Annotated in this window: 11 protein-coding genes; 3 read left to right on the top strand and 8 right to left on the bottom strand. The window is 60.3% G+C overall.

Annotated elements, in window-relative coordinates:
- Positions 1–11 precede the first annotated feature (11 nt).
- Together OQ248_RS18210 and OQ248_RS18205 are read left to right on the top strand one after the other, a co-directional pair.
- Positions 12–803: a dienelactone hydrolase family protein gene (locus tag OQ248_RS18210; RefSeq protein WP_265813511.1), complete on the top strand. Its 792-nt coding sequence runs from the start codon at positions 12–14 to the stop codon at positions 801–803.
- An 84-nt stretch (positions 804–887) separates the two neighbouring features.
- Positions 888–1,613: a 4'-phosphopantetheinyl transferase superfamily protein gene (locus tag OQ248_RS18205; protein ID WP_265813510.1), complete on the top strand. Its 726-nt coding sequence runs from the start codon at positions 888–890 to the stop codon at positions 1,611–1,613.
- A 115-nt stretch (positions 1,614–1,728) separates the two neighbouring features.
- Here the strand turns inward: OQ248_RS18205 and OQ248_RS18200 are convergent, their stop codons facing one another.
- Complete coding sequence (locus OQ248_RS18200) at positions 1,729–3,339, bottom strand: ATP-binding protein (RefSeq protein WP_265813509.1); 1,611 nt, start codon at positions 3,337–3,339, stop codon at positions 1,729–1,731.
- Positions 3,336–4,058 carry a response regulator gene (locus tag OQ248_RS18195; protein WP_085711000.1) on the bottom strand — a complete coding sequence of 241 codons (723 nt, stop codon included), beginning with the start codon at positions 4,056–4,058 and terminating at the stop codon, positions 3,336–3,338. Before OQ248_RS18195 ends, OQ248_RS18200 begins: the two co-directional genes overlap by 4 nt.
- Positions 4,059–4,792: 734 nt before the next feature.
- Here OQ248_RS18195 and OQ248_RS18190 point away from each other — a divergent pair.
- Positions 4,793–7,687 (top strand): ribonucleoside-diphosphate reductase subunit alpha, encoded by a 2,895-nt coding sequence (locus OQ248_RS18190; protein ID WP_114884855.1) that lies wholly within the window; start codon positions 4,793–4,795, stop codon positions 7,685–7,687.
- Positions 7,688–8,382: 695 nt separating this feature from the next.
- Here the strand turns inward: OQ248_RS18190 and flgE are convergent.
- From flgE to OQ248_RS18160, 6 genes are all read right to left on the bottom strand, one after another.
- Positions 8,383–9,696, bottom strand: coding sequence for a flagellar hook protein FlgE (flgE, locus tag OQ248_RS18185; RefSeq protein ID WP_085730399.1), 1,314 nt, complete (start codon positions 9,694–9,696; stop codon positions 8,383–8,385).
- A gap of 30 nt (positions 9,697–9,726) precedes the next feature.
- Positions 9,727–10,455, bottom strand: coding sequence for a flagellar hook assembly protein FlgD (gene flgD / locus OQ248_RS18180; RefSeq protein ID WP_265813507.1), 729 nt, complete (start codon positions 10,453–10,455; stop codon positions 9,727–9,729).
- Positions 10,456–10,470: 15 nt separating this feature from the next.
- A complete protein-coding gene (flgC, locus tag OQ248_RS18175) occupies positions 10,471–10,914 on the bottom strand; it encodes a flagellar basal body rod protein FlgC (RefSeq protein ID WP_054593596.1) in 444 nt (147 codons plus the stop codon).
- Positions 10,915–10,917: 3 nt separating this feature from the next.
- Positions 10,918–11,325, bottom strand: coding sequence for a flagellar basal body rod protein FlgB (gene flgB / locus OQ248_RS18170; RefSeq protein WP_025112931.1), 408 nt, complete (start codon positions 11,323–11,325; stop codon positions 10,918–10,920).
- 241 nt (positions 11,326–11,566) lie between these two features.
- Complete coding sequence (gene cheR, locus OQ248_RS18165; protein WP_007960327.1) at positions 11,567–12,394, bottom strand: protein-glutamate O-methyltransferase CheR; 828 nt, start codon at positions 12,392–12,394, stop codon at positions 11,567–11,569.
- A 46-nt stretch (positions 12,395–12,440) separates the two neighbouring features.
- Positions 12,441–13,373, bottom strand: a complete 933-nt coding sequence (locus tag OQ248_RS18160; protein ID WP_065258844.1) for a chemotaxis protein CheV — start codon at positions 13,371–13,373, stop codon at positions 12,441–12,443.
- Positions 13,374–13,451: the final 78 nt, after the last annotated feature.

The raw sequence follows: 13,451 nt of genomic DNA, 5'->3' as shown, positions 1-13,451 counted from the left end.
GAGACCCGATCATGCGTCTGTTCCTTGCCCTCACCCTGCTCGCCTTCAGCAGCCTCAGCGCGGCTGCGATCAAGACCGAGGAAATACCTTACCAGAGCGCCGATGGTACGAAACTGATCGGTTATTACGCCTATGACGACGCGATCAAGGGCCCTCGCCCCGGTGTGTTGGTGGTCCATGAATGGTGGGGCCTGAACGACTACGCCAAGCGCCGCGCCCGGGATCTCGCCGGCCTCGGCTACAGCGCCCTGGCGATCGACATGTACGGTGACGGCAAGAACACCGAGCACCCGAAAGACGCGATGGCGTTCATGCAGGCGGCCACGCAGAACGCCGATGCCGCCAGCAAACGCTTCGAGGCCGGCCTCGACCTGCTGAAAAAACAGCCACAGACCGACACCGGCAAATTGGCCGCCATCGGTTACTGCTTCGGCGGCGGCGTGGTGTTGAATGCGGCGCGTCAGGGTGTGCCACTGGCCGGCGTGGTGAGCTTCCACGGGGCACTCGCCACCAAGACCCCGGCGACGCCCGGCAGCGTCAAGGCCAAAATTCTCGTCGAGCACGGCGCGCTGGACAGCATGGTCACCGCCGACAACGTCACGGCGTTCAAGTCTGAAATGGACAAGGCCGGCGCCAACTATAAATTCGTCAGCCTCGACGGCGCCAAGCATGGTTTCACCAACCCCGATGCGGATCGTCTGAGCCACGGCGATCACGGCAGCCCGGACATCGGCTACAACAAGGCTGCGGATGAAAAATCCTGGGCGGACATGCAGGCCTTCTTCAAGCAAATCTTTGGCTGAGCCCACTGGTTCCCGCGCCCTGCGCGGGAACGTTCCACACCTGCGCACTATCCAGCCTCAAAGCAACCCGGCAAAATGCCCGCCATGAATTCCAGCCCTCTCCTCCCCGCCTGCTGCACCCCGCTCGATGCCCACTGGCCATTGCCGACCGTGCTGCCGGACACCGTGCTGCTGAGCACCCACTTCGATCCGTCGCAATTGCTCGGCGATGACTTCCGTCGCAGCGCCATCGAGCCGCCGCCGAGCATCCAGCGTTCAGTGGCCAAGCGTCAGGCGGAGTTTCTCGCCGGGCGGATCTGCGCCCGGGCCGCGCTGCAACAACTGGAAGGTTCAAGCAGTGTTCCGGCGATTGGCGAGGATCGTGCACCGGTGTGGCCGGCACATATCTGCGGCTCGATCACCCACAGCACCGGTCGGGCGGCGGCGATTGTCGCCAACAAACGACACTGGCGCGGGCTGGGCATGGATCTGGAAAACCTGCTCAACGCCGAACGGGCCGAGCGCCTGGCCGGGGAGATTCTGACGCCAGAGGAGATGCAGCGCATGGCCGCCGGCGCCCGCGATCAATTGGCATTGTGGGTGACACTGACGTTTTCAGTGAAGGAGAGCTTGTTCAAGGCGCTGTACCCGATCGTCCAGAAGCGCTTCTATTTCGAGCACGCCGAAATGCTCGAATGGACCGAGCAAGGTCATGTGAGGCTGCGCCTGCTGACGGACCTGTCCAGCGAATGGCGCAACGGGACCGAACTGGATGCACAGTTCGGGGTGCACGACGGGCAGTTGTTGAGTCTGGTCAGCATTCCTGCCTGAAGGTTTGTACTGTTTGGAATGCCCCTATCGCGAGCAAGCTCGCTCCCACCCTGGAATGCGCTGACCTGTGGGAGCGAGCTTGCTCGCGAAAGGGCCAGCCTGACCAACGCGAGTTTCAACGCCGCTCCTGATTCCGCGGCCAGCTCAGGCTGAAACACGCACCGCCCAGACTCTTGCTCTTGCCAATCAGCGCCCGGCCGTCATGCCAGTGAATGATCCGCCGCACAATCGACAATCCCAACCCGTGTCCGCCAGACGCCCGGGTACGGCTGTCGTCCAGCCGCAGAAACGGCGTGAAGATTTTCTCCCAGGCACTTTCCGGCACACCCGGGCCGTCGTCCTCGACATCCACCCGGCAACGCATCTGCCCGACCTGATAACTGACCGTGACCTTCGAGCGCGCATGGCGCATGGCGTTGCCCACCAGATTCTGCAAGGCGCGATGCAGGTAGCGCGGTTCGGCCTCGACCCAGGCATCGTCGCAATCAGCCGCCGACAAGCACAAACCACGTTGCACCGTGACGTCGGCACGCAGTGGCGCCAGTTCTTCGATCACCTGATTGACCAGTGCATCGAGATCGATGCGCTGGAAGGTCAGCGCCGGCGAGCCCTGCTCCAGCCGCGCATAGGTGAGCATTTCGTCCACCAGCTTATCGAGGTCCTCGATGTCGTGGTCCATGCCCTCACGGTACTTTTCCAGCGCTTGCGGGGTGGTGGCCGAACCGATCATTTCCAGACCGAATCGCAGCCGCGCCACCGGCGTGCGCAACTCATGGGACACCGCGCGCACCAACTCACGCTGGATCGCCAGCAACTGTTGCAGGTGCTCGGCCATACCGTTGAACGCCGCCGCCAGTTTGCCCACCGAGTCGGCACCGCGTGCCGGCACACGGGTTTCCAGACTGCCCTTGGCGATGCGCGTGGCCGCCGCTTCGAGACCGCGCAATCGCCGTTCGAGCTGACGCACCAATAAATAGACGATGAGGCCGATCAGGGTCAGACCCAATGCGGCGATCAGCACCAGCCATTGCGGCGGGTACGGATTCATTTGATAGAGCGGACCGATTTCCAGCACCCACGGCGTGCCGACCATCCCGGCGAACACCCGGATCGAATCGCCGCCCTTGCCCAGCGCCATCACCGTATCGCCTTCCGACACGCGACGGCTCTGGTCTTCATCCATGTCGGCCTCGTTCACGGTGACCAGCCGCAGATCGAAGCCGAATCCCTTCTCTTCCTTCAATTGCGCGAGGCGTTTGGGCTGCTCGCCCACCGGCACCCGCACCAGTTCATCGGCCAGCAGGTAGATGGTCGCCCGGGCCAGTTGCTCGCTGATCTGTTGCACCTCACCGACCAGCACCAACTGCTCCTTGTCGCTGACCAGACGGTAGACCTTGGCCGCGTGCGGCCCGGTCTGCTCGACCAGGGCCTGGCCGCGCTGCACGCGGGTACGCTGGGTCAGATCGAGATCGGTCTGGGTGAACGTCTGCAACGTCAGCGGAATCCCCAGCAGCCGCTCCCACACCAGCAAGGCGCGGTGGCGCTCGGTCTCGTTCATCGGTTGCAGATTGTCGGCCATCAACGAAAACGTGCCGTGGGCCAGGCGCTCGCGGTATTGCTCGCTGCGCACCTGATTGAGCAGGTGCAGCGCCAGCACGCCCAGCACCGCCACCAGAATCAGCGCCGCGCACATACCGCCATAGATGCGCAGGAAGATCGAATTCACAGCGGCAGTTCTACGCAGGCTTCAGGCACGAACAGATAACCTTTACTGCGCACGGTCTTGATCAGGCGCGGGTGATCGGGGTCATCGCCGATCTTCGGGCGGATGCGCGAGATGCGCACATCGATCGAGCGGTCCTGACCGTCGTAGCCGATCCCGCGCAGTGCAGTGAAAATTTCTTCCCGCGACAGGATGCGCCCGGCGTTGGACACCAGCAGCCACAGCAGATCGAATTCGGCGCTGGTCAACTCGATGCCGCTGTCGCTCAGCCAGGCTTCGCGCAAGGCGTTGTCCACCACCAGCGGGCCGAATTGCAGACGGCGTGGTTTGCCCGCCGCCGGCTCCGGTGCGTCACTGCGTCGCAACAACGCCTGGATGCGCGCCAGCAACAGGCGTGGGCGAACCGGTTTGCACACGTAATCATCGGCGCCGATGTCGAGGCCGAGGATCTGGTCGGCATCGTCAGTGCGCGCGGTCAGCATGAGGATCGGCCCGTCGTACTGGTCGCGCACCTTGCGGCAGATGCTCAGGCCATCTTCACCGGGGAGCATCAGGTCGAGGATCACCAGGTCCGGCTGTTCCTTGATGATCCGCGCCGCCGCCAGCGCCCCGTTGCCTTCGATCTCCACGCGCAATCCGTTGGCTTGCAGGTATTCGCGGGTCAGTTCGGCCAGACGCTGGTCGTCCTCGACTATCAATACCTGCCAGGCTTCTTGCTCCACGGGTGACCTCTGCTTGCCGATGCTGCGAATAAAGGAAGGATCCTCCCGTCTTTTTGTCATCTTTAAGGAGGATAAGAATGCGTGCGTCAGGGCCGATTGTATAAACGGCGTACAGCGAGAACACAAGTCGGTAAATGCGTTCGGACAAGGCCGTTTTTTGTGATAGGGTTCGCGCCCTTAAAAATCCGCTGAAGCGTTTTTCCCGGCGAAAAAACAGTGACAAACGGTCTAGCTCAGCAGGTTCACGGCCTACAAAGGTTTTCCCTGTTTCGCACACAATTTACGCACAGGGTTATCCACAGGCTGTCCGTTGCAATCGCCCCCCAAAACGCATTATCTTGTAGCCCGCGCCCAAAAAAACCCTACATGTAGGGGTTCGCGCCAAAAACCAAACACAAACCGGACAGTGAATTCAAGGCTTTTTATTGCCATTGTCGGGTTGAACCAAACGTATTTTCAGAAGCCCAAACCGCGCCTGCGGATGGCTACCGTTTTTCAGCCGATCACGGCGTAAACGGTACGGGTGTTGCAGTCCGAAACTGCTCCCCGAAAGGAATGCGGTTTCACGCGTATCGCGCGAACCGAAGACTTCGGCATGGAAGCGGCGCCCACAAGGCCCACTTCCTGAACTGTCCCGAAGTCGTTACCCGGCGCTGGCCGGTCGTAGTGCTTCAGGACGGAACGGTGGGCACCGTGATGGTGCCCAAACAAACATAGAGAACGTGGAGACACCCATGCAAACCGACACAACTCGCGAGAACCCGCAGGGCACCTTGCCGCAGGCCGCCGATTCGAATTCGGATCTGGCTGCCACCGCGCCTGGTCAACTGCGTGTGATCAAGCGTAATGGCACTGTCGTTCCTTACACCGATGACAAGATCACCGTCGCTATCACCAAAGCGTTTCTCGCAGTTGAGGGCGGCACCGCTGCCGCCTCGTCGCGAATCCACGACACCGTTGCCCGCCTGACCGAACAGGTCACCGCGACCTTCAAGCGTCGCATGCCTTCGGGCGGCACTATCCACATCGAAGAAATCCAGGACCAGGTCGAACTGGCCCTGATGCGTGCCGGCGAGCAGAAAGTGGCTCGCGACTACGTGATCTACCGCGACGCCCGTTCCAAGGAACGCGCCACCCGCACCACCGCCGATGCTCCGGTTCAGGCGCATCCGTCGATCCGCATCACCCGCGCCGACGGCAGTCTCGCGCCGCTGGACATGGGCCGCCTGAACACCATCGTCACCGAAGCCTGCGAAGGCCTGGCCGAAGTCGACGGCGACCTGATCCAGCGCGAAACCCTGAAGAACCTTTACGACGGCGTGGCCCTGAACGACGTCAACACCGCTCTGGTAATGACCGCGCGCACCCTGGTCGAGCGCGAGCCGAACTACTCGTTCGTGACCGCCCGCCTGCTGATGGACACCCTGCGTGCCGAAGGCCTGGGCTTCCTGGGCGTCGCCGAGAGCGCGACCCACCACGAAATGGCCGACCTGTACGCCAAGGCGCTGCCGGCCTACGTCGCCAAAGGTATCGAGTTCGAACTGCTGAACCCTGTGCTGGCCTCCTTCGACCTGGAAAAACTGGGCAAGGCGATCAACCACGAGCGCGACCAGCAATTCACCTACCTGGGCCTGCAGACCCTGTACGACCGTTACTTCATCCACAAGGATGGCGTGCGTTTCGAACTGCCGCAGATCTTCTTCATGCGCGTGGCCATGGGCCTGGCGATCGAAGAGAAGCAGAAAGAAGACCGTGCGATCGAGTTCTACAACCTGTTGTCCTCGTTCGACTACATGGCTTCGACCCCGACCCTGTTCAACGCCGGTACCCTGCGTCCACAGCTGTCGAGCTGCTACCTGACCACCGTTCCGGACGACCTGTCGGGCATCTACCACGCGATCCACGACAACGCCATGCTGTCGAAATTCGCCGGCGGCCTGGGCAACGACTGGACCCCGGTTCGTGCACTGGGTTCGTACATCAAGGGCACCAACGGCAAGTCCCAGGGCGTGGTTCCGTTTCTGAAAGTAGTGAACGACACCGCCGTTGCAGTTAACCAGGGTGGCAAGCGCAAAGGCGCTGTGTGTGCCTACCTGGAAACCTGGCACATGGACATCGAAGAGTTCATCGAGCTGCGCAAGAACACCGGTGATGACCGTCGTCGTACCCACGACATGAACACCGCCAACTGGATTCCTGACCTGTTCATGAAGCGTGTCTTCGATGACGGCAAGTGGACCCTGTTCTCGCCGTCCGAAGTACCGGACCTGCACGACCTGACCGGCAAGGCCTTCGAAGAGCGCTACGAGTACTACGAAGCCCTGACCGAGTACCCGGGCAAGGTCAAGCTGTTCAAGACCATCCAGGCCAAAGACCTGTGGCGCAAGATGCTGTCGATGCTGTTCGAAACCGGCCACCCATGGCTGACCTTCAAGGACCCGTGCAACCTGCGCAGCCCGCAGCAGCACGTCGGCGTGGTCCACAGCTCGAACCTGTGCACCGAGATCACCCTGAACACCAACAAGGACGAGATCGCGGTCTGCAACCTGGGCTCGATCAACCTGCCGAACCACATCGTCGACGGCAAGCTGGACACCGCCAAGCTCAAGCGCACCATCGACGTCGCCGTGCGCATGCTCGACAACGTGATCGACATCAACTACTACTCGGTACCGCAGGCGAAGAACTCCAACTTCCGCCACCGTCCGGTCGGCCTGGGCATCATGGGCTTCCAGGACGCGCTGTACCTGCAGCACATCCCTTACGGTTCCGACGCTGCCGTCGAGTTCGCCGACAAGTCGATGGAAGCGGTCAGCTACTACGCGATCCAGGCTTCCTGCGACCTGGCTGACGAGCGCGGTTCGTACGAGACGTTCCAGGGTTCGCTGTGGTCCAAAGGCGTACTGCCGCTGGATTCGCAACAGATCCTGATCGAAGCACGTGGCCAGAAGTACATCGACGTCGACCTGACCGAGTCCCTGGACTGGGCACCGGTTCGCGCCCGTGTACAGAAAGGCATCCGTAACTCGAACATCATGGCCATCGCACCGACCGCGACCATCGCCAACATCACCGGCGTATCGCAGTCGATCGAACCGACCTACCAGAACCTGTATGTGAAATCGAACCTGTCGGGCGAATTCACCGTGATCAACCCGTACCTGGTTCGCGACCTTAAGGCTCGCGGTCTGTGGGACTCGGTCATGATCAACGACCTGAAGTACTACGACGGTTCGGTTCAGCAGATCGAGCGCATCCCGCAAGAACTCAAAGAGCTCTACGCGACCGCGTTCGAAGTGGACACCAAGTGGATCGTTGACGCCGCCAGCCGTCGTCAGAAGTGGATCGACCAGGCCCAGTCGCTGAACCTGTACATCGCCGGCGCATCGGGCAAGAAGCTGGACGTGACCTACCGCATGGCCTGGTACCGTGGTCTGAAAACCACCTACTACCTCCGCGCCCTGGCCGCGACCAGCACCGAGAAGTCGACCATCAACACCGGCAAGCTGAACGCTGTTTCCAGCGGCGGCAACCACGGTGACGATTCGGTCCTGGCAGCGCCAGCCGGCCCTGCTCCAGTACCGAAGGCATGCGCCATCGACGAGCCGGATTGCGAAGCTTGCCAATAAGCTGAGCTGAATCAGGCGTTGCGAGACGCCTGATCGAGAAGCCCCCGACAGACTTCTGGTTTGTCGGGGGTTTTCTTTTGGCCGCGTAAAAAGCAAAAGCCGCCCTCACCCTAACCCTCTCCCGAAGGGAGAGGGAACCGACCGAGTTGTTTTGGAGAGATACGCCGACGTGAAATACCGAGTTGAACTCAAGTCTTAAAAAGCAAACATCCCGCACCTGCTTTTGCCTTTTGCTTTTTGCCTTTTGCTTTTGCTTTTGCTTTTGCCTTTGCCTTTGCCTTTGCCTTTCCACCACTCAACACAATGAGCGTTAGCTCGAGTACCGCTTTTGACGTACTGGCCCCTTCGACAGGCTGAGTGGAGGGATTTATCCGGGGGTGGGCGCGTAGCGCCGTTTGGCGAAGCCAAACACATCGAGAGGAGGTGCAGCGAAGCAAACCGGAGGCGATGCCCCCCGGATGAATCCCGGAACGAAGGAACACCGAGCCTCAGCGAGGTGCCGAACGCCGGGGCCCAGCCTTTTGGTTCCTTTTTGGCGTTTGAAAAAGGGACTCGCCGTAAGGGCGAAACCGCCAGCCGCCACACCCGAAACAACGGATATTCACCCAATCAACCACAGCATGGCCGTCCACCAGGACGCCACGCCAAACAAAAAAAAGCCCCTCAAAAAGAGGGGCTCCTTGAACAACCAAAAATCAGGTCATCTGAATGATGGTCTGCATGATGGTGCTCTGGGTCGAGATGGTCTTGGCGTTCGCCTGATAGTTGCTCTGGCCCTTGATCAGATCCACCAGCTCGTTGGTCAGGTTAACGTTCGACTCTTCCAGCGAGTTGGATACGACCGAACCCAGGGTACCGGTTTCCGGCGCATCGTAGCCCGGGATACCCGAAGCGAAAGTCTCTTTCCAGCTGGTCCCGCCAATCGGTTGCAGGCCCTGCTCGTTGGTGAAGCTGGCCAGCGCAACCTGGCCGATGGCCTTGCTCTGGTTGTTGCTGAAGTTGGCGAACAGGGTACCGGTACCGTCGATGGTCAGGTTGGTGATCTGGCCGGTGGCGTAACCATCCTGGGTCGGAATCGAACGCGCGGTATCCGCGTTGTATTGAGTGGTCTTGGCCATGGAGATGGTGATGCCGGCCGGGTTCGCCGAAGCACCGTTGGCAGACCAGACACCATTGGTCACAGTCCCGGGCACCCAGCCAGTGAGCTTCAGGTCACTGCTGATCGTGGCTGGCGGAGTGCTGACCTGAGTCAGTTTGCCAGTGGAGTCGAAGGTCATGGTGGAAGCCACTGGCGCGGTGACCTTAGGATCACTGCCGGTAGCATCCGGGTTACGACCGTCTACCAAGGTGTAGACCTTCCAGGTGTTGGCACCGGTCTTGACCATGTATTGATCCATGGTGTGCTGGTTGCCCTGGCTGTCATAGATCGGAGTACTGAACGACTTGGTGTAGGTCGCCGTGTTGGTCGGGTCGAATTTGCCGGCCGCCACAGTGTCGTCGATCACCGGAGCGGTCGAGTTCAGGTTGATGGTCGAAGTGACCAGCGAGGTGGACTTCGGCGCCAGGTTCGAGGTATCGATCTTCAGGTCGGTCAACACGCCGTTGATGATCTTGCCGTTGGAATCCACACCATAGCCCTGCAGACGCGAGGTGTAGTCGGTGTTGGTGATGTAGCCGTCCTTGTCGACCTTGAACGTACCGGCACGGGTGTAGGACACCGAACCGTTGTTGCTCAGGGTGAAGAAGCCGGAACCGTTGATCCCCATGTCCAGCACGTTGCCGGTGTTGTTGATGTCACCCTGGGTGAACTGCTGGGAAACGTTGGCCAGGCGCACGCCGTTGCCGATGACCTTGCTGCCGCTACCCAGGCGAGTCGCCGAGTAGACGTCTTCGAATTCTGCGCGGGACGATTTGAAACCGGCTGTCGCGACGTTGGCGATGTTGTTGCCGGTCACGTCCAGTTGCTTGTTGGCTGCATAGAGACCGCTAAGGCCGATATTGAAAGACATATTCCACTCCTTTGTGCCGGTTAGTCGGCTCTATATACCAATGGTTTGTACTTTGGACAGGGCGACGGTGCCCTTGCCGGACAGGTTGAGCATCAGCTCGCCACCGGTCTGGCTGATCGTCACGCTGGTGACGGTGGCCGGCAGATAAGTTGCCAGGTCGGTCGCGGTGCCATTGATCGAGGCGTTGGCCTTGACGGTATAGGTACCGGTCTTCACCAGGTTGCCGTCCTTGTCCTTGCCGTCCCAGGTGAAGCTCGCATTGCCTGCGGCGCGACTGCCCAGATCGATGGTGCGAACGACCGTGCCGCTGCTGTCGGTGATGCTGACGGTGCCGCCGGCAATCGACGACGGAACGGTGACCGAGCCGGTCATGCCTTTGCTCGGATCGTCGAGCTGGACCGAGTTGGTCTGCACGATCACGTTGCGGCCGACCAGCGACGAAGCCTGCAGGGCTTGCGACGAGTTGTAGTTGCCGGCCAGCGAACTCACGGTGCTGTTGAGGGTGGTGATCCCCTCGAGGCTGCTGAACTGCGCGAGCTGGGCAACGAATGCACTGTTGTCCTGCGGGTCGAGCGGGTTCTGGTTTTTCAGCTGGGTCACCAGCAGTTGCAGGAACGCGTCCTTGCCCAGGGCCTGGCCGCCGGTGGCGCTGTTGGTGGCCGAAGCGATGCCGTCACCGGTGGTCGAACTGGTCTTTTTCGACGAGTTCGCCAGGATGTCCTTCATGCTCAGGCTGCTGGTGGTATCGGTAACACTCATGGCAGTCGCCCCTTATTACTGACCGAGGGTCAGTACCTTCTGCATCATGGTTTTGGCGGTGTTCATCATTTCGGCGTTGGTCTGGAAGGACCGGCTCGCGGAAATCATGTCGGCCATTTCTTCCACCACATTGACGTTCGGGTAGTAGACGTAGCCCTTGGCGTCGGCGGCCGGATGATTTGGCTCGTAGCGCGCTTCGAGGTTGCTCTGGTCTTCGACCACGCCGAGCACCTGCACGCCCTGGCCTGCGGCGTCCTGGTTCTGGAACAGCGAGTTGCTGCCGCCGCTCTGGCCGCCCTGGAACATGGTGGCAAACACCGGGTGACGGGCGCGATAGGTCTGGTCGATGCTCGAAGAGACGGTTTCGGCGTTGGCGATGTTCGAAGCCACGGTGTTCAAACGCGTGGTCTGGGCGCTCATGCCGCTGCCGGCAATGTTGAAAACGCTGGACAGGGACATGGATTACTCTCCGCGCAGGGCTGACACCAGCCCTTTGAATTTGCTGTTGAGCAGCGTGAAGCTGGCCTGGAAGCCGACGGCGTTTTCCGCGTAGTTCGACTGTTCCAGCTGGGCGTCAACGGTGTTCTGGTCGATCGACGGCTGCATCGGCGTGCGATACATCAGCGACTCGTCGCCATTGCCCAGGCCTTCAGCTTCGATGTGACGGCTGTTGGTCATGTTCAGGGCGATGGTGCCGTTGGCGTTCTTCTGGCTCTGTGCTTCGAGCACTTTGGAGAAATCCAGATCCCGAGCCTTGTAGTTCGGGGTGTCGGCGTTGGCGATGTTGTTGGCCAGGACTTCGGCACGCTGGGCGCGGAAGCCCAGGGCTTTTTCGTGAATTCCGAGCGCTTTATCGAAGCTGATGCTCATGTCGGGAACCTTCAGGTGACCGGGTTTTTCGTAACAGGGTTATAGCAAGCGTCGTGCCAGTTTTAAAAAGCCCCGGATTCCGGGGCTTTGCAGGGGGTCGGCAAGGCGGCAATGCCAGAAAAGCGGCAACGGGTTTCCGCCGGATGCCGCTTTTCTGCCGCTTGCCGCCACCGCAAAAAATCTCAGGCATAAAAAAACGGGAGCCCCCGAGGACTCCCGTTTTTTGTGTTGCCGGTGCCGGTCACTTCGCCTGGTAAATGATCCCCGGGCTGCACTGGACCATCTGGTAATGGTCCGGCAAACCGTTCAGCGCTTCGGAAGCGCCGAGGAACAGATAACCGCCCGGCTTCAGCGTGCTGTGAATGCGCAACAGGATGTCTTTCTTCACCTCGGCGGAGAAGTAGATCAGCACGTTGCGGCAGAACACGATGTCGAACTTGCCAAGACTGGCGTAGCTGTCAAGCAGATTGAACGAGCGGAATTCCACCCGGTTCTTGATCGGCGCCTTGATCACCCAGCGCCCCGGCCCTTTCGGGTCGAAGTAGCGCTGCAGACGATCAGCGGACAGACCGCGACCGATCGCCAGGCTGTCGTACTCGCCGGTTTTGCAGTTGGTCAGCATGCTGCCGGACAGATCCGTGGCGACGATCTGCACACCCATCTTCAACTGACCGATGTTGGTCCGCTCGAACTCGTCGATCGACATCGACAGCGAATAGGGTTCCTGACCCGACGAGCAGGCCGCCGACCAGATCCGCAGACGCTGGTTGGGAGCAGCCTTGATCGCCTCGGGCAGCACCTTGTTCTTCAAGACTTCAAACGGATAGGTGTCACGAAACCACAGGGTTTCGTTGGTCGTCATGGCATCGACCACCTGCTCGCGCAAACCGCTGCGCGGCTGGGTCTGGATGCGCTGTACCAGCTCACCCAGGGACTTGATGCCTTGCTGCTCCATCAGTTTGTTGAGACGGCTCGAGACCAGGTACTGCTTGTTTTCACCGAGCAAAATGCCACAGGCTTTTTCCAGGAAGACCCGGAACTGTTCGAAATCCAAATTACCCGTAGACAAATGATGCCGCCTCTTAAATCGTGTTGACCGCCAGGGACGGAGGTCCCTAGCTGATATCTGCTGCTTTGATCCGGTCGACTACCCGGGATGCCAGGTCATCAGGACGGAATTTGGCCAGGAAGTCATCGGCACCGACCTTCTTGACCATCGCCTGGTTGAACACACCCGACAACGAAGTATGCAGGATGATATGAAGCTTTTGCATGCGAGGGTCGCCGCGGATTTCCGCCGTCAGGGTGTACCCGTCCATCTCCGGCATCTCGATGTCGGAGATCATCATCAGGAACTCTTCTTCCGGCTTCTTGCCCTCGTCGACCAGCTTGCGCAGGTAATCCAGCGCCTGCTTGCCGTCGTTCAGCGCCACCACTTCGACACCGACCGTCTGCAGGCAACGCGTCACCTGCTTGCGCGCCACCGACGAGTCATCGACCGTCAGCACCCGCAACGACAATGCCTTGCTCTGGGTCTCGACATCCACCACGCCGACCGAAATCGCTTCCGGTGTCGGTGCGACTTCCGCCAGCACCTTCTCGACGTCGATGATTTCGACTAACTGATTGTCCACCCGAGTCACAGCAGTCAGGTAATGATCGCGACCGGTCCCTTTGGGTGGCGGATGGATCTCTTCCCAGTTCATGTTGACGATACGTTCCACCGAGCGCACCAGGAAACCCTGGGTCTTGGTGTTGTATTCCGTAATGATCACGAACGGACTGTTCTTGTCTTTCAACGCCCCGGAGCCGGTCGCCATTGCCAGATCGAGGATCGGAATGGTCGCCCCCCGGATATTCGCCACCCCGCACACGACAGGACTGGACTTGGGCATCAACGTCAGTTGCGGGCACTGCAGCACTTCCCGAACCTTGAACACGTTGATCCCGTAGAGCTGCTGGCCGTCGAGACGGAACAACAACAGCTCCAGGCGATTCTGCCCCACCAGTTGCGTGCGCTGGTTCACCGAATCCATTACACCAGCCATGCCCAGACTCCTACACCAACGCCAAGTGTTGTTGCGACGCACATTCATTGCTAAACGGCACGGCGCTTGCTTTTTAAC

It is taken from the genome of Pseudomonas sp. COW5, assembly GCF_026240005.1.
In the GTDB taxonomy this organism is placed as follows: domain Bacteria; phylum Pseudomonadota; class Gammaproteobacteria; order Pseudomonadales; family Pseudomonadaceae; genus Aquipseudomonas; species Aquipseudomonas kribbensis.
This window is presented reverse-complemented; position numbering and strand designations above follow the sequence as displayed.

Coding starts and splice junctions, on each gene's coding strand:
- flgD (WP_265813507.1), bottom strand. CDS start 10,455: ATGAGTGTTACCGATACCACCAGCAGCCTGAGCATGAAGGACATCCTG.
- OQ248_RS18205 (WP_265813510.1), top strand. CDS start 888: ATGAATTCCAGCCCTCTCCTCCCCGCCTGCTGCACCCCGCTCGATGCC.
- flgC (WP_054593596.1), bottom strand. CDS start 10,914: ATGTCCCTGTCCAGCGTTTTCAACATTGCCGGCAGCGGCATGAGCGCC.
- OQ248_RS18210 (WP_265813511.1), top strand. CDS start 12: ATGCGTCTGTTCCTTGCCCTCACCCTGCTCGCCTTCAGCAGCCTCAGC.
- OQ248_RS18160 (WP_065258844.1), bottom strand. CDS start 13,373: ATGGCTGGTGTAATGGATTCGGTGAACCAGCGCACGCAACTGGTGGGG.
- OQ248_RS18190 (WP_114884855.1), top strand. CDS start 4,793: ATGCAAACCGACACAACTCGCGAGAACCCGCAGGGCACCTTGCCGCAG.
- flgB (WP_025112931.1), bottom strand. CDS start 11,325: ATGAGCATCAGCTTCGATAAAGCGCTCGGAATTCACGAAAAAGCCCTG.
- flgE (WP_085730399.1), bottom strand. CDS start 9,696: ATGTCTTTCAATATCGGCCTTAGCGGTCTCTATGCAGCCAACAAGCAA.